Raw genomic sequence first — 22,416 nt, 5'->3', positions numbered from 1 at the left:
CCCCTAGTCGCCGTGGACACGGTCGACATCATAGGCCGCAACCGTCGCAAGGTTCACGATATCGCCCACTGTGGCGCCCAGCGATGCGATCTGAACCGGTTTTTCGAGTCCCAGGAGCATCGGACCGATTACGGTTGCCCGGCTCATCGATTCCAGCAGCTTGGTCGAGATCGATGCCGCATGGATGGCCGGCATGACCAGCACGTTGGCCGGGCCCTTCAGGCGCGAGAACGGATAAAGCAGCGTATGGTTGGGGTTGAGCGCAATGTCGGCGTTCATATCGCCTTCGTATTCGAAGTCGATATCGGACATCTGGTCGAGGATTGCGACAGCTTCGCGCACTTTCTCGCCACGCTCGCCCATCGGGTTGCCGAAGGTTGAATAAGACAGGAAGGCCACGCGTGGCGTGAAGCCCATGGCTCGCACGGCCTCGGCCGCTTCAAGCGCGATATTCGCCAGGTCCTCGCCCTGCGGCAGTTCGGTAACGCTGGTATCTGCAATAAAGACCGTCCGGCCACGGTTGATCACCATGGACATACCGATCAGTGCCTTGTTCGGAATTGCGTCGAGCACGAGCAGTGCATCATTCAGCGCCACGTCATAATTGCGGGTCACGCCCGTCACCATGCCGTCGGCATCACCATTTTTCAGCATGCAGCAGCCAAAGATGTTCCGGTCCTGGTTCACGAGGCGCTGGACGTCGCGCTTGAGATAGCCTTCGCGCTGCAGGCGGGAATACAGGAGGTCGGTATAGACAGGGTTATTGTCTGACAGGCGCGCATTGATGATATCCAGCGAGCCGGCCGGCACGCCCATCTGTTCCATGGTGCGCTCGACCTGGGCTTCGCGGCCGATCAGGATCGGCTGGCCGAGGCCCTGGTTCTTGAATGCGAAGGCGGCGCGGACGACAGCGGGCTCTTCGCCTTCTGCAAACACGATGCGGCGCTGCAGGTCCTTGGCCCGGGCCTGCACGCCTTCAAGGAAAGCCGCAGACGGATCGGCCCGGCGTTTGAGAGAGGCCCGGTAAGCATCCATGTCGGCAATCGGCTTGCGCGCGACGCCCGTGTCCATGGCGGCCTGTGCCACGAAGGGGGGGATGAAGCTGATGAGGCGCGGGTCGAACGGCGTCGGAATAATGTAGTCGCGGCCAAAGCTCGGCCGGGCGCCATGATAGGCAGCGGCCACTTCGTCAGGCACGTCCTCGCGGGCCAGTTCAGCCAGCGCCTGGGCAGCGGCGACCTTCATTTCCTCGTTGATGCTGCGCGCCCGCACGTCCAGCGCGCCGCGGAAGATATACGGGAAGCCGAGCACGTTATTGACCTGGTTGGGATAGTCCGACCGGCCGGTTGCGATGATCGCATCGTCGCGCACCGACTTGATGTCTTCCGGCGTGATTTCGGGATCCGGGTTCGCCATGGCAAAGATGATCGGGTTCTTGGCCATCGATTTGACCATGGCCTTGGAAACGGCGCCCTTGGCCGACAGGCCCAGGAAACAGTCGGCGCCGTCCATCGCTTCGCTCAGCGTGCGCTTGGACGTCTTCACGGCGAAGGCGGACTTGAACTGGTCCATCCGCTCGGTACGGCCCTCATAGACAACGCCGGTCGAGTCACACATCAGGATGTTCTCGGCCTTGACGCCGAGATGGCGGATAAGGCCGGCTACCGACAGGCCGGCTGCGCCCGCGCCGGAGACAGCCACGGTCAGGTCCTTCAGTTCGCGTCCGGTGATGTGGCAGGCGTTGATAATGCCGGCGGCAGCGATGATCGCGGTGCCGTGCTGGTCATCGTGAAACACCGGGATGTCGAGTTCTTCGCGCAACCGGCTCTCGATGATGAAACAGTCGGGCGACCCGATGTCCTCGAGGTTGATGCCGCCCCAGGTGTCGCCGATATTGCGCACCGTCCGGATGAAGTCTTCCACGTCGGTCGTGTTTACTTCAACGTCGATACTGTCGATGTCGGCAAAGCGCTTGAACAGGACAGATTTGCCCTCCATCACCGGCTTCGAGGCCATGTGCCCGAGATTGCCGAGTCCCAGGATCGCCGTACCGTTGGAGATCACCGCAACCATGTTGCCCTTCGACGTGTAATCATACGCCTTGTCGATATCTTCCGCGATCGCCAGGACGGGAATGGCAACGCCCGGGCTGTAGGCCAGCGACAGGTCCCGCTGCGTGCCCATGGGCTTTGTCGGCGCCATGGAAATCTTGCCCGGTGAGGGTTTGGAATGGAAATCGAGCGCTTCCTGGTCGGTGAAGCTTGGGCGCTTGGTTGTCATGGGAGAGGGTAGTCCGATGCTAACGAGTGAAAGGGCGGTTAGCGGTTGACCCTAGGCCTCGCCGCCGGGCGTGCCAACCGCAAATATGCTCCATGTCGTCGCGCTTTCAGGCTATTTCATGGCGCCTCACAGCGCGAACGCTTTGCGAATCTCCAGCCGAGGCGCTAGCGTCCGCCCCCATGGCCGACACTGCGATTCCCTCGAAAAAGGCAGCTGCAAAAGGCGGCGAACCCACGCCGTTCATGGTGCAGTATCTCGGCATCAAGGCGCGCCACCCTGAAGCGCTGCTTTTCTTCAGGATGGGTGACTTTTACGAACTCTTTTTTGATGACGCTGTCGCCGCGGCCCGAATTCTCGACATCACGCTCACGTCGCGCGGGGAATATGAGGGCAAGCCCATCCCGATGGCCGGCGTTCCCTATCACGCAGCTGAAGGTTACCTCGCCCGCCTGATCAAGTCCGGCGCGCGTGTTGCCGTGTGCGAGCAGACAGAAAGCCCGGCCGAAGCGAAGAAGCGCGGGTCGAAATCCATCGTCAATCGCGACATCGTCCGCATCGTTACGCCAGGCACATTGACCGAGGATTCCCTGTTGCCAGCGCGTCAGGGTCAGGCCCTTGCCGCCGTGGCGCTGGCCAATGGCGGCGCCGACGCTGCGATTGCGGTGTGCGATGTTTCCACGGGGCGTTTCGATGTGGCGCCTGTCGCTCCAGGTGCTTTGGCCGATGCCCTGCTCGGCTGGCCGCTGCGTGAACTGCTTGTCAGCGCAGCAGACCTTGACCGTCCGGCCATTGCCGCTGTCGTGTCTGCTGCGAGTGCGCCGGTGACGGACCGGCCCGCGCGGGCAGCGACACCTAAAACCGGCGAAGCGCTGCTCAAGCAGACATTCGAAGTGGCCGCGCTTGAAGCCTTTGGAGATTTCTCCAAGGCCGAGCTCTCAGCCATCGGATTGCTACTCGACTATGTGCTGCTGACACAGGCCGGCGCCGACATCCGGCTCGACGCACCCCAGCGCCCGCCGGTCAGCGGCCATCTGGCAATTGACCCGGCAACCCGCGCCAGCCTCGAGATAGATCGCGCCATGAACGGCGGGCGCGACGGGTCACTCCTTGACACGATCGACCGCACCGTGACGGCTCCCGGCGCCCGCCTGTTGGCCACTCATCTCTCGCGCCCGTCGCTGGATCGCGCTGAAATCGAATCCCGGCTCGAAGCGGTCGCATGGCTCGTCGCGGACAGGGATGTGCTGGACGCACTTCGCAGCAAATTGAAGGCGGCGCCGGACCTGGAACGCGCCCGCACGCGGCTTCGCCTCGGACGGGGTGGACCGCGCGACTTGCAGGCGATCGCGCGCGCCTTGATGGCGGGCGATGCCGCCGCGCTTGATCTGGCCGCCATTGAATTGGGTGTTCCGGCACGTCTAGAGGCCGCAATCAACTCGCTTCTCCTGGCGAACACGCCCGACCTGCAAGCCTTCGCCTCTGACCTCACGCGTGCCCTGAACGAAACTCTGCCCATGCTGGCCCGCGATGGTGGCTTCATCGCAACTGGCTGGGACAAGGCGCTAGATGAGGCGCGCGGCCTGCGCGATGACAGTCGCCGCATAATTGCCGAACTGCAGGCACGCTATTCAGCAGAGACCGGCATTTCGGCGCTGAAGATCAAGTTCAACAATGTATTGGGCTATTTCATTGATGTCCCGGCCCGGCACGGCGATGCGCTCATGGCGCCCCCTCTGTCGGCGACGTTTATCCATCGCCAGACCCTGGCCGGGAATGTCCGTTTCTCGACGCAGGAATTGTCCGAGCTGGCAGGACGCATTTCCCGCGCCGAGGAAGAAGCAAAGGCGCGCGAAGCTGAATTGTTCGACGGATTTTGCGCTGGCGTCGACACGCTGAACGAATTGCTCGCAGCCTCGGCCCATGCGATTGCCGAACTGGATGTCGCTGCGGCCAATGCGGCTTGGGCAATCGAATGCGACGCTGTCCGGCCCGATCTTGCCGGCACCCCGGTCTTCGAGGCTTCAGGCTTGCGCCATCCGGTCGTTGAAGCGGCGCTGAAACGCGAAGGCAAAGGATTCACGGCGAATGACCTGAACCTTGATGCGGGCGGGGAAGGAGGCGCGCGGCTCTTGCTCGTCACCGGTCCGAACATGGCCGGCAAGTCGACGTATTTGCGGCAGGCTGCTTTGGCAGTCATCATGGCGCAGGCGGGCTGTTTCGTGCCGGCCCGGTCGATCCGGTTCGGCCTGGCTGATCGTGTGTTTTCGCGCGTCGGTGCTTCAGACGACCTTGCCCGCGGCCGGTCGACCTTCATGGTTGAAATGGTTGAGACGGCTGCAATTCTCACGCAGGCAACGCCTGCTAGTTTCGTTATCCTTGATGAGGTTGGCCGCGGCACGTCCACCTATGATGGCCTCGCCATTGCCTGGGCCGCCGTCGAACACCTGCACGGCGTCAATGCCTGCCGCGCGTTGTTCGCCACGCACTATCACGAGCTCACGCAACTGGCCGAAGACTTGCCAGGCGCGGCGAACGCTTCCCTGCGTGCCCGCGAATGGAAGAACGATCTGGTCTTCCTGCACGAGGTCCAGCCCGGCCCAGCTGACCGCTCCTACGGCGTTCAGGTTGCGCGTCTCGCCGGACTGCCCAAGCGCGCCGTGACGCGCGCCTCCCAGATTCTCAAGAGACTGGAGGCCGATCCGAAAGCGGCAGACAACCTGCCTTTGTTTGCGGCAGCTTTCGAATCGGCGCCTGAAATCGGCGATGACGAAACAGCGCCCGGCCCAACCGGTCTTGTCCAGATTCTGGACGACATTGACCCCGATGCCCTGACGCCGCGCGAAGCGCTGGATATCGTCTACCGCTTGAAGGCAGAATCAAAAAAGTACTGAATTAACTGCAAAATTGTTGGACGCCTATGCTGAGAACACTAGAGTCATTGGCAGGCCGCAGGCCTTCGAACGACAATCCGGGACGAAGCGCCTCCAAAAGAAGCACTCATCCCTCTTGGACGTGAAAAACCAGAGGTACAATCATGTTTGGCAAGGCAGGAAATATCACCGATCTCACGCTCTCAAGCGCCCAGATTCAAATAGAGCTGGAGATCGCGCGAAAGACCGTCGACCGTCTCGCCCGCACAATTCAGCTGGTCGGTGATGCAGGCGTGACAGACCCGGTAACATCGAACGAGCTGGAAGCGCACCTCGAAGCGGCCTATGCCGCAGCCTGCCGGTGGTTGCTGGAGTCACGATTGCAGGCGGCCGGGAACGGCATCGCGGCTGCGCACTGAGACCGTTACGATTGCTGGCTGAGTTCGAGCGCCTTCAACAGGCGCACGGCGGCCTGCAGGTCGTCTGCGTCACCGATCTGGTCGATCAGCTTCTTTGCGTCGCGCCGCAGGTCCTTGACCTTGAGGCGTGTCTCTGCGGCGTGTGACTTCTTGCCGAGCGGTTCGAATGGTTCGTAGAAAAAGTTGATTGGCTTTTTCAACGCAATTGCCACTTCGCGAAGCCGTCCTGCGGACATGCGGCTGTGGCCTGCCTCGTATTTCTGAATCTGCTGGAATGTTACGCCAAGGAGCTGCGCGAGCCCATCTTGCGTGAGCCCCATTTCACGGCGCCCTTGGCGCAGCTGCTGTCCAACGAAGCGATCTGCATCGGTTGGCTTTCTGGCGTCGTGGCCAGCATGTTTGGCTGATTTCAACATAATAAAAGCCACTACTCTGTATATGCTATCCAAAACAAGGAGATTGAGCAGACGATTCTGACGAATTCTGCTAATTTGTGTGTTAGGATGTCGATAATCGGCAAAAATTCTCCCCACAGGGACATTTTCAGAGCCGGTGAAAGGCTATTCTTGCGCGGTGAGCGCCCCGCCAAGGGCCAAGTAGAGCGCGATTCGCGATTCGGTCTCCGCCCGACGCAGTGAGAGAAGCGTGCGGTCCGCCTGGAAACTGCGCTGCCGGAAGGTCAACACGTCGAGCAGGTCAATCGCGCCTTCCTTGTACTGGATTTCGGCGAGTTGCAGCGTTTCGCGCGCATTCTTGGCGGCAGTCTCAACAAAGCCGGCCCTGTTTCGCAAGGTTGCGACATCATCGAGGCGGCCCTCGATGTCGGCATAGGCGCCAAGGACGCTGGCGCCATAATTGGCAAGCGCGATGCGCCCGCTGGCTTCTGCAGCGTCGATCCGTGCGTCCGTCAGGCCGCCGTCAAACAGCGTGTCCGCCAGTCTGATTCCGAGCGAGACGGCCAGCGCCGCCGGGTCCAGCACATCGCCCAGGCTGTCGGTCGCGCTCGACACACCGCCCGACAGTGACAGGCTGGGCCAGCGCCCGCTGCGCACAGCTTCGGTGCTGGCAAAGGCAGACCTTACGCTTGCTTCGGCAGACAGCACGTCGGGGCGCCTGCGAAGCAGGTCTGCCGGTCGTCCTGCGAGAACGATATCCTCGATTTCGGGCAGTGTATCCGGCACGGTCATCGTGCCCGCCGGATAGCGCCCGAGCAGCACTTCCAGCCCGCGGATGGCGCTGCGCTGCGCAGCGAGGGCGAGTTCAAGCGAATCGCGCGCGCTGGCCACGTCTGACTCGGCGAGCACTTGTTCGCGGCGGTCAGCCGCGCCGAGATTGTAGCGCACATTCACGATCCGCAATGTCTCTTCCTGGGCGGCGAGCGTGGCGCGGGTCAGGTCAACCTGATGGCCCGCATCAACGGCAACCGCATAAGTGCGCGCGACACTCGCAGCGATTGACTCCCGGCTGGCACGGTAGACCGCCCGGGCACTTTGCAGGTCGAATTCCGATGCCAGGACGTCCGACCGGATTGCGCTCCACAGGTCGGCTTCCCAACTCGCATCGACACTCGCACTGTAGCGCTCGGCCAGGTCAAAATCTTCCAGGTCGGACGATCCGCTGGCGCCAGCGCCGGCACTTATGCTCGGTAGCAGGCTTGATCGGGACTGGCGCAGGAAGGCCTCGGAGCGTCGCACGCTTTCCGCGCTCGCCCGCAGGTCCGGATTTGCAGCAAGTGCTTCGCGCATCAGCGCGAGCAAGTTTTCATCATGGATGATTCCCGCCCAGGTCGCGGCGACCTCGCCGTCGGTTTCGGGGCCGAACGCCCAGGTATCCGGAGCGTTCAATGCAGCCTGTTCCTGCACGATCGACGCCTGTGGCGACTGCCGGTCAGGCGTTGACGAGCAGGCCGGGACGATTGCCGCCAACAGGACCAACGCGAGGGCAGGGGTAACCTTATTCATGTCTAAGAGCCTCGATGGGGTTGAGCCGCGCCGCCTGCCGGGCGGGAAAGAATCCAAAGAACAGGCCGATCAGTGCCGACGCGCCAATGGCTATGATCGCGATACGCGGGGAAATCTCAACCGGAAACTCCCCAAGTCTGGCCGCAAGGTTTGCAGCGCCCACGCCAAGGGCAGAACCGATCAGTCCGCCCAGCAGGCAAAGGGCTAGCGCTTCGGCGAGGAACTGGCCGAGAATATCGGTACTGCGCGCGCCCACCGCCATCCGCAATCCGATTTCCCGCGTCCGCTCTGTCACCGACACGAGCATGATATTCATGACGCCTACGCCGCCCACGATCAGCGAAACGGCCGCCGTGAAAGCCAGCAGCACGCCGAACGTGGCCTGTGTGCTCGAACGGGCGCGAATGAAGTCGGCAATATTGAATACACGGAAATCGTCGGTGCCACCCGGAGGAATGCGCCGGATTTCCCTCAGGCGCGCCTCCAGCTGTTCCTGGGCAGTGACCATGTCATAGCCGTCCGCGATCCCGACTTCCATGCCGATCACATATTTGGCGACGGTCGGGTTGCCGCCGCTGATCCTGTTGCGAGCGGTACTGATCGGCACGATGATGATGTCGTCGCGGTCGCCGCCAGGGCCAGACGATGCGCCGCGCGTTTCCAATACGCCGATTATGGCCAGCGGCACATTGTTTGCCCGGATTGTCTGGCCGACTGGATTGGTACCCTCGAACAGATTGTCTGCAACCGTCTTGCCAATCACGGCGACAGCGGCGCCGGAACTTGCCTCGCGATCGTCAAAAAACCGGCCTTCACTGGCCTTGAGAGATTGGGTAACAAAATAGTCCGCATTCGTGCCGTTGAGGCTGGTCGACCAGTTGTCCTGCCCCGAGACGACCGTGACAGATGCCTGGTTTCGCGCCGCGACGGCGGTGACATAGGTTTCCTGCCTGATCTGTTCGACGATGGCATCGGTAAAGGGCTGGTCGGACGATGCACCGCCCGAGCGGGGGCCGCGCCGCGACGATCCCGGATAGACCGTCAGGTTGCTTGCGCCCAGTTGTGCGATTTGCTGGTCGACCTGCTTGGCTGCGCCTTCGCTGATCGCCATCATGGCCATGACCGAGGCAACGCCGATCATGATACCCAGCATGGTGAGAAAGCTCCGCAGCGGATTGGAAATCAGGGCCTCAATAGCTGATTGCAGGGCGACACGGATTTTCATCAGCTTTGCCTCTCGTCGCGCTCAACCTGCCCGTCCCGGAAATGGATCTGCCTGCTTGTATAGGCGGCCACTTCAGGTTCGTGCGTCACCAGGATGACCGTGATGCCTTCCGCCGACAGGCCGGTCAGGAGGTCCATGATGCCCTCGGATGTCTTCGTGTCGAGCGCGCCGGTCGGCTCATCGGCCAGCAGGATCGACGGGCGCCCCGCCAGGGCCCGGGCAATCGCGACGCGCTGCTGCTGGCCACCGGACAATTGCATCGGCCGGTGATCCATTCGGTCGCCAAGTCCGACCATTTCGAGACATTCCCGGGCGCGCGCATTCGCATCTTCAACCGGTTTGCGGGAGTAGAGCAGGGGCAGTTTCACATTGGCCAGCGCACTTGCACGGTGCAGCAGGTTGAATTGCTGGAAGACAAAACCGATCGTCTCGTTCCTCAGGTCGGCCAGTTCGTCCCGGCTCAGGTTCGACAAGGGCCGTCCCTTGATGGTCAGCTCGCCGCTTGTCGGCACATCGAGCGCGCCGATCATGTTCATCAGGGTCGACTTGCCCGATCCCGACGGCCCCATGATCGCAGTCATCTCGCCCTCGGTGAAATCGAGATTGACGCCGCGCAGGGCGAAGACTTCCTGCGTGCCCATCCGGTAGACCTTGGTCAGGTCCCGGCAGGTGATAAGGGGAACAGGCCCGGCGGACACGGTCAGTTTCCCGCGGCCGCAACCGTCAGGCGGGTCACGAATGAATCGCCCTCTTCGGCGCCGCGAAGGATTTCGACATTCTGCCCGTCCGACAGGCCGATTGAGACTAGAACCGTTTTCAGTGTGCCGTCACCGACAGGCTGGTAGAGGTCCACCCGCCGCTGCGCTGAGCGCTCATTGATGGTCTTTTGCACGATGGCCAGTTCGTCCCGGCTCAGATTGTCGCGAAGCACCTTGTCCATGCGGGATTGGATTTTTTCACGCATGCCCGCCCGGTCAAACGTGGCGCCCGCCTCGCCCATGCTCGCGCGGACTTTCTCCATCTCGGCCTTCATGTCCGCCTGTATCCTTGCCTTCCGGTCGGTGTCGATATCGAGCCCGGCCAGCATGGTATCGCCCGGGCTGCCAGCGGGTCCGCCACCACGCTGTTGCTGCGGGCTTTCGCCTGTATCGTCCGACACCACCGTTACGCCGTCGCTCGGCGGACGGAACCGGACGGCAGATTCGGCAAGGCGCAGCACGCCTTCGCGCTTTTCGGCTGTTATCTCGACATTCGCCGTCATGCCCGGCAGCAAGCGTCCAGACCGGTTCTCGGCTGCCACCACAACCGTATAGGTCACGACATTTGAGAGGGTTTCCGATGCGAGGCGCACCTGTTCCACCGTCCCGCGGAAGGTTTCGTTCGGATAGGCATCGACCTTGAAGGTCGCCGGGTCGCCGGCATCGATTCCGCCAATGTCGGATTCGACCACGGCGGCATCAATGCGGATGTCCTCTAGGTTCTGGGCAATCTGGAACAGGACCGGCGCGGAGAAGGACGCTGCCACGGTCTGGCCGACATCGACCGAACGCTCGATGACGACACCATCGATCGGCGACCGGATGATCGTCCGGTCGAGATCCAGCTGTGCGGATTTCAGCGACGCCTGGCGTTGGCTCAGCGTGGCTTGCGACGCGCGCAGCTGAGCGCGCGACACGTCGAGCGCAGCTTTTGCCACTGCAAGCGCCCGCTCGGCATCTTCGAGCGACGATTGCGCGACGGCGTCCTGGTCATAGAGGGCCTTCACGCGGTTAAAGTCTTTCTCCGTCTGGGCGAGGCTGGCCTCGGCAGATTTGATATTGGCTTGCTGCACGTCGAGGCTTGCTCGCGCGCTGGCAATATCCGCCTGCGCCGAAGCGACCCGGCTCTCGAATGTCTGTGGGTCGATCCGGGCAATGATGTCGCCTTCCTTCACTTCGGAATTGAAGTCGGCATCCAGTGCGATGATCTGGCCGGACACCTGCGAGCCGACCTCGACCGTGGTCAGGGCACGGACAGCGCCTGACGCCGTGACCAGCCGGGCCACGTCGCCGCGCTCCACAGTCGCAGACTCAAGCGTGAAATCCCCCGGCCGGGCGTCGCCGGAGCCGCGCACGAACAGGGCCCAGAAGACAATGAGCGCCACCAGCCCAGCGAGGCCGTAGACGAGTCGTCGGTCGATTTTGCGGATCAAGGTATAGCACTCGCTCTTGCGTTTGGGTCGAAGCCTCACCCGACCGGCGCGCGCATCGGCGGCAGGACGAATACGAAATCAAAGTGGAGCGTTGCAACGCGCCTGCCAGATCAAACGTCCGGAGCGCGTATTTCCGTCGTCTCCCGCTGCAAATACAGGCACTGGACGCAGGAAAATGGATCGAAAGGGCCTGTTGGCCTATTTTTTGGGGTCGAGGCGGATGATGTCGTCATCCGCGGCCCCAGCCTCGGAGGCACCGTCCGCGAGATCGAGATCAAGTTCGAACGCCGGCTCTTCGCCGAAATCGGCGCCGCCAAGCGCGCCGGACCCGATAAGCCGGGACTCGCCCGTGTCGCCGCCCAGGTTCAGGTTGAAGCTGCCGGTCGACGCACCGGTGTCGGCCGTCGAATCTGGAAGCGAAAGGTTGAGCGTGCCCGACATATTGTTGTCGGCCGAGACCGTCTGCACATCCGCCGTTTCAGTGTCCGCAGCCTGCGAACAGGCGACGCCGGCAAAGGCGAGGGAGGCGAGGGCGAAGGCAGTGATCGATTTCATGTTCATACACCTGATCTTGCAGCGGCCATCAGCGGTCCGCAAGCTTCTGTTGCACAACGTCCCAGAAAATGGCGGCGGTATCAATGCCGGACAGGGCCTTGATGGCCTGGACGCCGGTCGGGGATGTGACATTGACCTCCGTCAGACGTCCGCCGATCACATCGATCCCGGTCAGAACCAGCCCACGCCGCTTCAGTTCCGGGCCGATGATTTCGCAGATCCTGCGGTCCGCATCGCTGAGGTCCGACTTTTCCGCCGTGCCGCCGACCACGAGGTTGGAGCGCACCTGGCCGGTTTGCGGGCGTCGGTTGATGGCGCCGACAGGCTCGCCATCGACCAGCATGATTCGTTTGTCGCCTTCGCTGACCGCCGGAAGGAATGCCTGCACCATGACCGGTTCGCGCGACCGGGTGAAAAAGACTTCCAGCAGGGAATCCATGTTGGAATCGTCGGGCTTCAACCGGAACACACCGGCACCGCCATGTCCGTAAAGCGGCTTGATGATGATGTCCCTGTGCGTCGCGCGGAATGCCACGATGTCGCGCACGTCACGCGAAACGAGCGTTGGCGGCATGATTTCGGGATAGAGAAGGGGGAAGATCTTTTCCGGGCTGGAGCGCACACCTTCCGGATCGTTGACCACCAGCGTCTCGCCGGAAATCAGCTCCAGCAGGTGGCAGGCGGTGATATAGCTCATGTCGAAAGGCGGATCCTGCCGCATCAGGATCACGTCGAGATCCTTCGCCAGGTCCAGCTTGACCGTCTCGCCGAACACGCCGGGTGTTGCTTTCACCCGCTGGACCTTTGCCGGTCGGGCCCAGGCCGTCACCCGGCCTTGCTCATAGGACAAGTGGTCCGGCCCGTAGACAAACAGCTCGGCGCCGCGCGCCTGCGCCACTTCGGCCAGCGCAAAACTCGTATCGCCGTCAATCTTGACGTCTTCCAGCGGATCCATCTGGATCCCAACTCGCAATGTCATGAAACGCCCGCTCCCGTTTGATGCGGGCTGGGCAGTTACAGCTGCGCTCGCCCGGTCAGTAGTTCACACCGAGCAGTTCCGCATCGGTCTCGGTTTCATATGTAGGATTGGGCGTCGGATTGTAAGAGGGGGCCGCCTGCGTTGTCGGCGCAGCGGGGCGCTCAATCGGCTCGCGGATGCGGACATAGGATACGACCTGTTTCACACCGCCAACAACGCTTGCCTCATGTGCGGCCCGTTTAAGCTCTTCAGCCGAACGTGCTGTTCCCATCAGGTAGACGACGCGATCATAGGTTTCGATATTGTAGTTAAGGCTTTTCACGGTGCTCGAGCCGATCAGGCGCGTGCGCACACGGCCCGAAATGATTTCGTCCGACACGTTGGCAATGAAGCCACCGGCCGGCTGGATCTTGATCTCGTTGGCAACATCATGCGCGCGCGTTGACGTCCATGCAATTCCTTCAGCCTCGACCCGGTCTTTCGGGTCATCGACGCGTCCGGATAACAGGACCAGCCCGCCATTCACTTCGACATCCACCTCGCCAAACCGGTTGATGCTTTCTGACAGCAGTTTCGCCTTGATCTCGCCCGACGTTGTCGTGTCATCGACCGCTTCACCCAGCGTCTTGTCCTGGGCGGCTGCCAGGCTGACCGCGCCGACCGCGCCGACTGCTGCGACGGCGCATCCTCCGAGTGGCATTGAAAGCAGGAGGGCGGCGGCGGCGAGGCGCAGGGTCATATTATACACTCCAATGGCAGGCGGACCGGGAATCCTTCGAATCAGACTGTTCCAGACTTACGGCGAAATTCTGGCAGGGGCCAAGAATAGTACCGCCAAGACTGCAATTGCAACGGTGCCTGAGCCGATGCGGGTTTGGGCTGGTTGTACTACCCCATGCGTGATAATGTAAGCCAGCCAATAAAAGAAGGAACTGAGACCCTGACTTCCAGCGCCCCGCGGACACTGCCCGCAAAGAGTGCCACACTTGAAGACATCCGTACCGTCGCCGAGGCTCTTGCCAAGGCGCTTGAGGATGACAAGGCTGAAGACCTCCTGTTCATCGACCTGGACGGAAAATCTTCCCTCGCCGATTTCATGATCATTGCGTCAGGCCGTTCCGGCCGGCATGTCGCAGCGCTTGCAGACCATCTTTCCCACCAGGTGAAAAAGCTCACTGGCCGCCCGGCCAATGTGGAAGGCATGCCGAATGCTGACTGGGTCCTCATCGATACCGGTGACGTGATCGTCCACCTGTTCCGTCCGGAAGTGCGCGAATTCTACAATCTCGAAAAGATCTGGGCGTCCGATACGAGTGCGCACCGCGCCACCCAGCACTAGGCAACCATGCGGCTGACAATTCTGTCTGTCGGACGCCTGAAGTCAGGCGCCGAGCGCGATCTCTTTGACGAATATGTCAAACGAGCCCTTCCGGTTGCGCGAAGTCTCGGTTTTCGGGGCATCGAGGAAATAGAAGTCGCCAGCGGCGGCGGGCTTGATGCGGAAGCCGAGCGGATTCTCGCGAAAATTCCTGCTGGGGCCAATGTCATTCGCCTGGATGAGTTCGGTCGTAACACGCCGTCAGCCGATTTCGCCCGCCAACTCGCGCGCCTGCGGGATCAGGGTGTGCCTGATCTCGTTTTCCTGATCGGCGGCGCCGAAGGGTATGGCGAGGCTGTCCGGCGCGCGGCGCCCGATACGATGGCGTTTGGCGCGCAGACCTGGCCGCACCGCCTTGTCCGGGCGATGCTGGCCGAACAGGTTTATCGCGCCGTCTCGATCCTGGCGGGTATGCCGTATCACAAGGCCTGATGTCGAAGGGTCAGGAGAAAATTGAAGAGGCTCCGAAGCGCAATATGGGGGCGCCGCTTCGAAGCCTCTTTGTAGACAGCCGGTGCTTGGGAGGGATCGGTCGATAGGGACCTGCCAGCCATCTGGGAACTCTTACGAGGCGTGATGCCTTTTGGATCTGGTCGAATCGAAAAAATTCAGCCGGCAAAGAGCGACGGGGCAGGGGCCAGCACCATCGCAAGCAGGGTGGCCGCAAAAATTCCAAGTGAGGCGACAGAGGCAATTTTCGCGATTGCACTTGAATGGCTCATTGCAGTCTCCCTTTCGTCAGTCTGCACGTCAAATGGGTCGGCCCTGTCATGATGAACACTTTCCAAACGGAATAGGTTCCATGCGAGGCGGGTATGGGACATTTTCAGGGCGTGCGGGGGCATGTGATTGATCCGGCAGCCATGTCAGCCTAGACCGTCATCCGGGACGTAACTGACAGAAGGTGGGACGCCGCATGGTCACGGCCGCGAAAGATTTCCTCAAAGTCTACTGGCCACTTGTCTTCGTGGCGTTCGCGGGGCTCTTGTTGACGCTCCTATTGATGGATCCGGCCCCTCCCAAGACGATCAGGTTTGCTGCGGGGGCTCCCGGAGGAGCCTATTTTGCGTATGGCGAGCGGTATCAGCGCCTCCTTGCCGAGCAGGGGGTTGATGTCGAACTCATCCAGACGGCAGGCTCGGTCGAGAATCTGCGCCTTCTCGATGAAGGCAGCGCCGACGTGGCGCTGGTGCAGGGTGGTCTGGCGACACCTGGCGACGCGGAGAAACTGCGGTCCCTCGGTGGTCTCTTCCATGAGCCTTTTTGGGTTTTCGTGCGCGCCGATGCCGGCGTGACGGATTTTGGCCAGTTGCGCGACCGGCGCATGGCGATCGGGCCGGACGGATCAGGGACGCGTCTTCTGGGGCTGGACTTGCAGGGTGAATTCGGCGGCGACTGGCCTGCGGCTTCGCGAAACAACCTGACCGGGTCCGCGGCAGCGAACGCCCTGATCGCAGGAGAGATCGACGCTGCAGCCTTCGCCTCATCGCCGGACGCGCCCTACGTGCAGGCGCTGCTGCGTTCACCCGGCATTTCCCTCCTCCCGTTCGAACGTGCCGAGGCCCTCTCGCGCCGCCAGCCCGCCCTTGCCGCCGTGGTCCTGCTGCGCGGCGTGGTCGACATTGGCGCAGACCTGCCGGAGCGGGATGTTTCCCTCGTCGCGCCCGTTGCCCAGCTGGTTGCCAGCAAGTCGCTGCATCCGGCCATCGAGGCCCTACTGGTCGATTCCGCCTCCGCCATCCATCAGGACGGCAGCCTGTTTGCCCGTGCAGGCACGTTTCCCGATCCGGATGTCACAGACCTTCCGGTCAGCCGACAGGTCCAGCGCTATTATGAGAACGGCCCGTCCTTCCTGCGCCGGTATTTTTCGTTCGACCTTGCCAATTTTCTCGACCGGGCATGGATTCTCGCAATCCCGCTCCTGACACTACTCATTCCGCTGGTGCGGGTTGCGCCGCCGATCTATCGCTGGCGGGTGCGCCGCAAGATCTACATCTGGTACAAGGACCTGCGTGACCTGGAGGCGCGCGGCCGCAACATGCCGACCGAGGAAGAGCGCGCCGTCATCACGGACGAACTGGAAGACCTGCAGGTCGAGATCGGCGAACTCGACGTTCCGTTGTCCTATACCGACGATCTTTACCGGCTTCGCAACCATGTCGAATTCGTCAAGCATCTGATGATGAACACGCGGCCAACGCCCGGCTTGGGCGCCTAGCTCAGCCCGGCCTGTTTCACAGCCGTCTGGAACGTGCGCGACACAGGTGCCTCCTTGCCTGATTTCAGCACGAGATAGAGCTTGCCGCTCTCGCGCCGCGCATCGGCCACGCCATCGGTGGCAACCCACCACGAACGATGCGTCTGCAGGCCCGGCGCCCGCGCTAGTTCCCGCATTGCATCGGCGAGGCGCATCAGGATCAGCTCCTCGCCGCGGTCTGTGTGGACCCGAAGGTAATGGTCTTCCGACGACACGGCGTGTAGCGCGGACCCGCGATAGCGCACGGGCAGGCGCTCAAGGAATTTCGCAACGGGGTCGGCGCCGTCACCCGCAGCGACCGGTTCGCGGAAGGAGCGTTCGATCAGGAAGCCGAGCCCGGTTATTGCCAGGGCGATCACCCAGACCAGCCCGAACAGCGAGGGCAGGGCCGCCATCGGCAAAGCGCGTTTCTCCAGCAGGCTTTCTATGCCGAAGACAGCGCCCGTCACCGCCAGCGCCGTGACGACCGACAGGATCGGGATAGAGGCCCATGCCGGAAGGTCTGGTGCCCGTTTCGCGATTGCCCATGCCGACACTTCACCGACAAGGGCGCCGAGCAGGACCAGGCCTGTCCAGTAGGCCGCGCTCAGCCAGAAGGGCAGGTGGCCGGTCGCGCCATATGGGCGAATGAATGCGAGGAACAGGCCGATGCCGACGAAAATCGCCGCTTCCCGCCCCCGCTTGGCCCAGTCGATCGTGATCCGCACCCAGAAATCTCTCCTGCATTTCGCGCTTCGCGAACCGTTCTGGCGGCATTTCGCGAAGGATTCCAGTCAGTCCGTGCAAACGCGGTGGCGGGGGCAGGGCGCTGGCGGCATGTCCGGGTCAACGCCCACACAAGAGGACATTCCGATGACAGACGCCACCCCGGCCGCCCCCTCCCGACGCCCTTTGCGCGCCCTTGCCGGCCACCGCAAACACACCATCACTTTCGCCATTGCACTTTTGGCCTATGCGGCGATCAGTTATTTCATCCTCGCATCGCCGGGAAACCCGCCCTTGCGTTTCCGCCTTGATACCTCGCCGCTTCTCCAGGCGCCCTGGGTCCTCAAGGCCCATGTCTCCGGGGCCATCGCCTCGTTCGCCATCGGTGCGGCCCTTATGCTGGGTATCAAGGGACGGCGCATGCACCGCATCCTCGGCTATGGCTGGATTGCGACAATGACCGTGACGGCGGCCAGTTCCTTCTTTCTTACCGGCCTGAATGGCAACAATTACAGCGTCATCCACGCCATCTCGGCCTGGACGGTGATCGTGTTGCCAATGGGCCTCGCCGCCGCTCGTCGCCATGACATCAAGACGCATCGCAAGCACATGACCGGCATGTTTGTCGGCGGCATGGCGATTGCCGGGCTTTTCAGCTTCCTGCCGGGCCGGATGATGTGGTCGATTTTCTTCGGCATTTGACCCTTTCCTGCCTTACTGATGGCGCCGAAGCCCGCTAAGCGTATGGATAGCGGCAGAAAGCGGGAGCAAAGCCATGAAGCGCGCAATCATTCTGATGGGATTGATCAGCCTGGCGGCATGTCAGGTTCCCCGGCCTGTCTCCATTCCAGGCATTACCCGTGCGCCAGACAGTGCCGAAGAGGCGCTCGAGGCCTATTACAAGACGCTTCCCGACAGTTTTTATCCACGCGCCCCCGCAGGATTGCCACTGCCTGGCGCCGATCAGCCGCTGACACGCATTCTGGTGGCCTCATGCCTGAACGAGGAAACAGAGGCGGCGCCGGCACTTGAGGAAATTTCGCGCGAAAAGGCTGACCTCTTCTTGATGATCGGCGACAATGTCTATGGTGATCGCGACGGCCAGAACTATACGGTCAATCAGGCAGACCTCGGCGAATTGCGCGAAAGCTTCAGCGACCTGGCCAAAAGGCCGGACTTTCAGGCCTTGCGCGCCGCGCATCCGATGATGGTCGCATGGGACGACCATGATTTCGGCGCCAATGACGGCGGCAAGGATTTTCCCTTCCGGCGTCTTGCCGAACGCATCCACGAGCGCTTCTGGGGGCTCGAAAAACAGGATGTCGGCGCCTGGCCCGGCACATATTACGCCCGCACGTTCGGGCCCGAGGGCCAGCGAACCCAGGTCATCATGCTCGACACGCGGTTTTTCCGCACGCCGCTGATGGCGACAGACGAATGGGGGGTGAAGGGCAAGGAACGCTACATCCCCTCGACAGACGCCCACCAGGACATGCTCGGCACGGACCAGTGGACCTGGCTTGAAAACCAGCTGCAGAAGCCGGCGGACCTGCGCCTGATCGTCTCCTCGGTCCAGGTGATGGCCACCGATGGGCATGGCTGGGAGGCGTGGTCGCGCCTGCCGAAGGAGCAGGGGCGGCTCTACGGCCTGATCAACCAGACGAATGCGAATGGCGTTGTCTTCGTGTCTGGCGACCGTCACACGGCCTTTCTCTATCGCAAGGACGACGTGTTGCCTTACCCGGCTTACGAACTGACGGCGTCGTCGCTCAATGTCGCATTTGCCGAAACGACCGACGAGCGCGACAGTGCCCAGATCGGCGAAGGCTATCCGCCGGAAAATTTCGGCGCCATCGATATTGACTGGAATTCCGGCACTGCGGCCTTGTCGATCAAGGCCAATGATGGGACGACCGTTCGCGAGACTTCGGTCAAGTTCAAGTAATCAACGTGCGCCGGTTGCCCGGCTTTGCACGCTTCCAGGTATTTGATGTCGGATACGCGAAACGTTTTTGTTCTGATCCTCTCCGTCATGATCGTCCAGATCGCCGGTGGATTGCTCAGCATGCTCACACCTCTTGGCCTCGAAGCCATGGGGGCGGGTCCGCAATCGATCGGTGTCATCGCCGGCTTCAATGCGGCGGGCTACATGATCGGGGCCTGGTCGGCGCCGCGCATGTTGGGCCAGATCGGCAATATTCGCCTGTTCGCTGCCGCCTCCGCCATCAACGCTGTTGCCGTTCTGTCCCTGTCGCTCTGGCACGATGCAGCATTCTGGGCACTTTTGCGCATCGTGCAGGGCATCGCATTCGCTTACATGTTCACCAGTATCGAAAGCTGGATGGGCGAGGCCGTGCCCGACAAGTCGCGCGGCAATGTCATGGGCATCTATCATACCGGTGCCAAGCTCTCCTTGATGATCGGGCCTTTCTTCGTGGCTGGCATGTCGCCGCTCGACGGCCGGGCCTATGCCTGGGCCGGCCTGTTCCTTGCCCTCGCATTGGTGCCAGTCTGCCTGACCCGCCAGAAAGAGCCTGCCCCGCCGGACCGCAAGTCCATGCCGGTGGCCGAACTCTTCCGCATCGCTCCGGCCGCCGTGATCGGCGTGCTCCTGGCAGGCGTTATCAATACCGGCACGCTGGCGCTCCTGCCTGTCTATTTCGAACGGTTTGAGCTTGCGGGCGGCGGGACGGCCGCCGTGGCCATCGCCGGCGCGGCTGCCTGGCTTGGCGGCCTCGTCCTGCAATGGCCGGCCGGCGTCCTGTCAGACCGGATCGAGCGCCGCCTCGTGATCGCAGGCATGTGCACCATGTCCGGCGTCGCGTCGCTGCTGATCGCAGTCTTTGGCGTGGCGCTGGGCGAGATCGGCGTGATCGCCGTCCTTACCATATGGGGGGCAGGGGCCCTGTCCTTTTACGGCCTTTGCGTTGCCCATGCGATTGACCGGACACCGCGCGGCCGCGTGCCGCAGGTCATGTCAGGCCTCCTGTTCGTCTGGGCCGCCGGATCGATTGCCGGCCCGCTGATGTCGGGCTTTGCCATGCGCGTGGCCGATCGGGCTGGCCTGTTTGGTCTTGCCGGTGTCCTGTTGCTCGTGCTGGCGGTCCTGATGGTCATCCGGGTGCGCCAGCGGGCAGCTCCGACCGAGGCGCAGCAGGAAGAATGGAAGCCGATTGCGCCCACCTCGCTGGCAGGCGTGGAACTCGATCCGCGCAATCCGGACGTGGAGTCCTGAGGCTGCGTCCAGTTCCTTGTACCCAGCCAGTTGTCGGCGCGAAGAACCCTGATATACAGCCCGCACCATTAGCGGGGCGGCGCGCGGCCCTCCTGCACGCGACGCAACCATCAAGGCATTCCATATGAACATTCACGAATACCAGGCAAAAGCGGTGCTGAAATCCTTTGGCGCCCCTGTCGCCGAAGGCGTACCGGTCCTCTCCCTCGCAGACGTGCAGAAAGCAGTCGATACGCTACCGGGGCCCCTCTGGGTCGTGAAAAGCCAGATCCACGCCGGTGGGCGCGGCAAGGGCAAGTTCGTTGAAGCCGATGCGGGCGAAAAGGGCGGTGTGCGCCTCGCTTTCAAAAAGGAAGACGTCCTCGCCAACGCCAAGCAGATGCTGGGTCACCACCTTGTGACCGCCCAGACCGGTCCGGCCGGCAAGCAGGTCAACCGCCTCTATATCGAAGACGGCGCCGACATTGACCGCGAGCTCTATCTCTCCATCCTGGTTGATCGCGAAACCGGCAAGGTGGCTTTCGTCGTGTCGACCGAAGGCGGCATGGACATCGAAGCGGTCGCTCATGACACGCCGGAGAAAATCCTGACTCTGCCCGTCGATGGCGGCGTCACCGACGCGGATTCCTCGAAACTCTGTGATGCCCTCAAGCTGGAAGGCACCGCGCGCGCCGACGGCATGAAGCTCTTCCCGATCCTCTACAAGGCCTTCACCGAGAAGGACATGGCGATGCTGGAAGTAAACCCGTTGATCGTCATGGAAGATGGCCACCTGCGCGTTCTCGACGCCAAAGTCAGCTTCGACGGTAACGCCCTGTTCCGCCACCCGGACATCATGGAACTGCGCGACAAGACTGAGGAAGACGAAAAGGAAATCGAGGCCTCCGAATGGGACCTCGCCTATATCGCCCTCGAAGGCACGATTGGCTGCATGGTCAACGGCGCCGGCCTCGCCATGGCGACGATGGACATCATCAAGCTCTATGGTGAAGAGCCTGCCAACTTCTGTGATGTCGGCGGCGGCGCCGGCAAGGAGAAGGTCGCAGCGGCCTTCAAGATCATCATGAAGGACCCCAACGTGAAGGGCATTCTGGTGAACATCTTCGGCGGCATCATGAAATGTGACGTCATTGCCGAGGGCGTGATCGCGGCGGTCAAGGAAACAAACCTTGCCGTGCCGCTGGTCGTTCGCCTTGAAGGCACGAATGTCGACCTCGGCAAGAAGATTATTGCCGATAGCGGTCTCAACGTCATCTCCGCCGACGATCTCGACGACGCGGCCCAGAAAATTGTCAACGCGGTTCGCGGCTAAGGAATATTCATGTCCATTCTTATCGATAACAACACCAAGATTCTCACCCAGGGCATGACCGGCAATACCGGTTCGTTCCACACCAATCAGGCGCTGGCCTATTACGGCACCAAAATGGTTGGCGGCATCCACCCCAAGAAGGGCGGAACCATGTGGGCGGCCGACAATGGCCAGGAACTGCCGATCTTCGCTTCCGTGGCTGAAGGCAAGGCCGCTACGGGTGCCACTGCGTCCGTCGTGTATGTCCCGCCAGCCGGCGCTGCGGCGGCCATCGAGGAAGCCATCGACGCGGAAATCCCGCTGATCGTCTGCATCACCGAAGGCGTGCCTGTGCTCGATATGGTCCGCGTCAAGGCCAAGCTCGACAAGTCCAAGTCGCGCTTGATCGGGCCGAACTGCCCGGGTCTCATCACGGCCAACGAGTGCAAGATCGGCATCATGCCGGGCTCCATCTTCAAGAAGGGCAATGTCGGCATCGTCTCGCGTTCCGGCACGCTGACCTATGAAGCCGTGTTCCAGACCACGCAGGCCGGCCTCGGTCAGACAACGGCTGTCGGCATCGGCGGCGACCCGGTCAAGGGCACCGAATTCATCGACATGCTGGAAATGTTCCTTGCAGATGATGAAACAAAGTCCATCATCATGATTGGTGAGATCGGCGGCGGCGCGGAAGAAGAAGCCGCCCAGTTCCTTATCGACGAGGCCAAGAAAGGCCGCAAGAAACCGATGGTCGGCTTCATTGCCGGTCGCACGGCCCCCAAGGGCCGCACCATGGGCCATGCTGGCGCCATCGTGTCCGGTGGCAAGGGCGATGCAGAAAGCAAGATTGCTGCAATGGAGGCTGCGTGTATCCGCGTGTCGCCATCACCTGCTCGTCTGGGAACCACCCTGGTCGAGGTTCTGAAGGGCTAATTTGCCCTGTAATGTGAGTAAGCCAGGGCGGCCGGAAGGCCCGTCTGGCGAGGCCAGGTTCTGACCGCGTCGGCCGTCCTGCAAAAAGTTCCTAGCGATAGGAACTAGGCAAGGTATCGTTCCTATATGTCGGGGAA

At 62.0% G+C, this 22,416-nt stretch carries 20 protein-coding genes; 10 read left to right on the top strand and 10 right to left on the bottom strand.

Annotation, left to right across the window (positions count from 1 at the left end):
* Positions 1–3: 3 nt before the first annotated feature.
* On the bottom strand, positions 4–2,280 hold the full coding sequence (locus AC0L7I_RS01970; RefSeq protein ID WP_473397862.1) for an NADP-dependent malic enzyme: 2,277 nt from the start codon (positions 2,278–2,280) through the stop codon (positions 4–6).
* 179 nt (positions 2,281–2,459) lie between these two features.
* Here AC0L7I_RS01970 and mutS point away from each other — a divergent pair, with 179 nt between their 5' ends.
* On the top strand, positions 2,460–5,171 hold the full coding sequence (mutS, locus tag AC0L7I_RS01965) for a DNA mismatch repair protein MutS (protein WP_473397861.1): 2,712 nt from the start codon (positions 2,460–2,462) through the stop codon (positions 5,169–5,171).
* Positions 5,172–5,314: 143 nt separating this feature from the next.
* The gene (locus tag AC0L7I_RS01960; protein WP_473397860.1) at positions 5,315–5,569 is read left to right on the top strand and encodes a hypothetical protein; all 255 of its coding nucleotides are present in this window, start codon (positions 5,315–5,317) and stop codon (positions 5,567–5,569) included.
* 5 nt (positions 5,570–5,574) lie between these two features.
* Here the strand turns inward: AC0L7I_RS01960 and AC0L7I_RS01955 are convergent, their stop codons facing one another.
* The 8 genes from AC0L7I_RS01955 to AC0L7I_RS01920 all read right to left on the bottom strand — a co-directional run bounded on the left by AC0L7I_RS01955 (position 5,575) and on the right by AC0L7I_RS01920 (position 13,219).
* Positions 5,575–5,985, bottom strand: coding sequence for a helix-turn-helix domain-containing protein (locus AC0L7I_RS01955; RefSeq protein WP_473397859.1), 411 nt, complete (start codon positions 5,983–5,985; stop codon positions 5,575–5,577).
* A 144-nt stretch (positions 5,986–6,129) separates the two neighbouring features.
* On the bottom strand, positions 6,130–7,530 hold the full coding sequence (locus tag AC0L7I_RS01950; protein WP_473397858.1) for an efflux transporter outer membrane subunit: 1,401 nt from the start codon (positions 7,528–7,530) through the stop codon (positions 6,130–6,132).
* Positions 7,523–8,755, bottom strand: coding sequence for an ABC transporter permease (locus AC0L7I_RS01945; RefSeq protein WP_473397857.1), 1,233 nt, complete (start codon positions 8,753–8,755; stop codon positions 7,523–7,525). The genes AC0L7I_RS01950 and AC0L7I_RS01945 overlap by 8 nt, the downstream gene beginning before the upstream one ends.
* Positions 8,755–9,396: an ABC transporter ATP-binding protein gene (locus tag AC0L7I_RS01940; RefSeq protein WP_473399103.1), complete on the bottom strand. Its 642-nt coding sequence runs from the start codon at positions 9,394–9,396 to the stop codon at positions 8,755–8,757. The genes AC0L7I_RS01945 and AC0L7I_RS01940 overlap by 1 nt, the downstream gene beginning before the upstream one ends.
* Positions 9,397–9,455: 59 nt before the next feature.
* Positions 9,456–10,946 carry an efflux RND transporter periplasmic adaptor subunit gene (locus AC0L7I_RS01935; RefSeq protein ID WP_473397856.1) on the bottom strand — a complete coding sequence of 497 codons (1,491 nt, stop codon included), beginning with the start codon at positions 10,944–10,946 and terminating at the stop codon, positions 9,456–9,458.
* A gap of 198 nt (positions 10,947–11,144) precedes the next feature.
* Positions 11,145–11,501 (bottom strand): hypothetical protein, encoded by a 357-nt coding sequence (locus AC0L7I_RS01930; RefSeq protein WP_473397855.1) that lies wholly within the window; start codon positions 11,499–11,501, stop codon positions 11,145–11,147.
* A 28-nt stretch (positions 11,502–11,529) separates the two neighbouring features.
* Positions 11,530–12,480, bottom strand: a complete 951-nt coding sequence (gshB, locus tag AC0L7I_RS01925; protein ID WP_473397854.1) for a glutathione synthase — start codon at positions 12,478–12,480, stop codon at positions 11,530–11,532.
* Between the two features lie 55 nt (positions 12,481–12,535).
* Positions 12,536–13,219, bottom strand: coding sequence for a BON domain-containing protein (locus AC0L7I_RS01920; protein ID WP_473397853.1), 684 nt, complete (start codon positions 13,217–13,219; stop codon positions 12,536–12,538).
* A gap of 156 nt (positions 13,220–13,375) precedes the next feature.
* Here AC0L7I_RS01920 and rsfS point away from each other — a divergent pair, with 156 nt between their 5' ends.
* From rsfS to AC0L7I_RS01905, 3 genes are all read left to right on the top strand, one after another.
* Positions 13,376–13,819 carry a ribosome silencing factor gene (rsfS, locus tag AC0L7I_RS01915; RefSeq protein ID WP_473397852.1) on the top strand — a complete coding sequence of 148 codons (444 nt, stop codon included), beginning with the start codon at positions 13,376–13,378 and terminating at the stop codon, positions 13,817–13,819.
* Positions 13,820–13,825: 6 nt separating this feature from the next.
* Positions 13,826–14,290 carry a 23S rRNA (pseudouridine(1915)-N(3))-methyltransferase RlmH gene (locus tag AC0L7I_RS01910; RefSeq protein WP_473397851.1) on the top strand — a complete coding sequence of 155 codons (465 nt, stop codon included), beginning with the start codon at positions 13,826–13,828 and terminating at the stop codon, positions 14,288–14,290.
* Positions 14,291–14,774: 484 nt separating this feature from the next.
* Complete coding sequence (locus AC0L7I_RS01905; protein ID WP_473397850.1) at positions 14,775–16,076, top strand: TAXI family TRAP transporter solute-binding subunit; 1,302 nt, start codon at positions 14,775–14,777, stop codon at positions 16,074–16,076.
* On the opposite strand, the gene AC0L7I_RS01900 is transcribed toward AC0L7I_RS01905, so the two are convergent.
* Positions 16,073–16,822, bottom strand: coding sequence for a LytTR family DNA-binding domain-containing protein (locus tag AC0L7I_RS01900; RefSeq protein ID WP_473397849.1), 750 nt, complete (start codon positions 16,820–16,822; stop codon positions 16,073–16,075). The genes AC0L7I_RS01905 and AC0L7I_RS01900 overlap by 4 nt on opposite strands.
* A gap of 145 nt (positions 16,823–16,967) precedes the next feature.
* On the opposite strand from AC0L7I_RS01900, the gene AC0L7I_RS01895 reads away from it, so the two are divergent.
* The 5 genes from AC0L7I_RS01895 (at position 16,968) to sucD (ending at position 22,279) form a co-directional block, all read left to right on the top strand.
* Positions 16,968–17,522: a DUF2306 domain-containing protein gene (locus AC0L7I_RS01895; RefSeq protein WP_473397848.1), complete on the top strand. Its 555-nt coding sequence runs from the start codon at positions 16,968–16,970 to the stop codon at positions 17,520–17,522.
* 73 nt (positions 17,523–17,595) lie between these two features.
* Positions 17,596–18,765: an alkaline phosphatase D family protein gene (locus AC0L7I_RS01890; protein WP_473397847.1), complete on the top strand. Its 1,170-nt coding sequence runs from the start codon at positions 17,596–17,598 to the stop codon at positions 18,763–18,765.
* 45 nt (positions 18,766–18,810) lie between these two features.
* Positions 18,811–20,055 (top strand): MFS transporter, encoded by a 1,245-nt coding sequence (locus AC0L7I_RS01885; RefSeq protein ID WP_473397846.1) that lies wholly within the window; start codon positions 18,811–18,813, stop codon positions 20,053–20,055.
* A gap of 124 nt (positions 20,056–20,179) precedes the next feature.
* Entirely contained in the window at positions 20,180–21,367 is a 1,188-nt protein-coding gene (gene sucC / locus AC0L7I_RS01880; RefSeq protein WP_473397845.1) for an ADP-forming succinate--CoA ligase subunit beta, read from the top strand.
* Positions 21,368–21,376: 9 nt separating this feature from the next.
* Complete coding sequence (gene sucD / locus AC0L7I_RS01875; RefSeq protein WP_473397844.1) at positions 21,377–22,279, top strand: succinate--CoA ligase subunit alpha; 903 nt, start codon at positions 21,377–21,379, stop codon at positions 22,277–22,279.
* Positions 22,280–22,416 lie beyond the last annotated feature (137 nt).

The organism is Hyphomonas sp. J20-32 (assembly GCF_055808555.1).
Note: the sequence above shows the minus strand (reverse complement) of the source record. Positions and strands in the feature narration are given on the sequence as shown.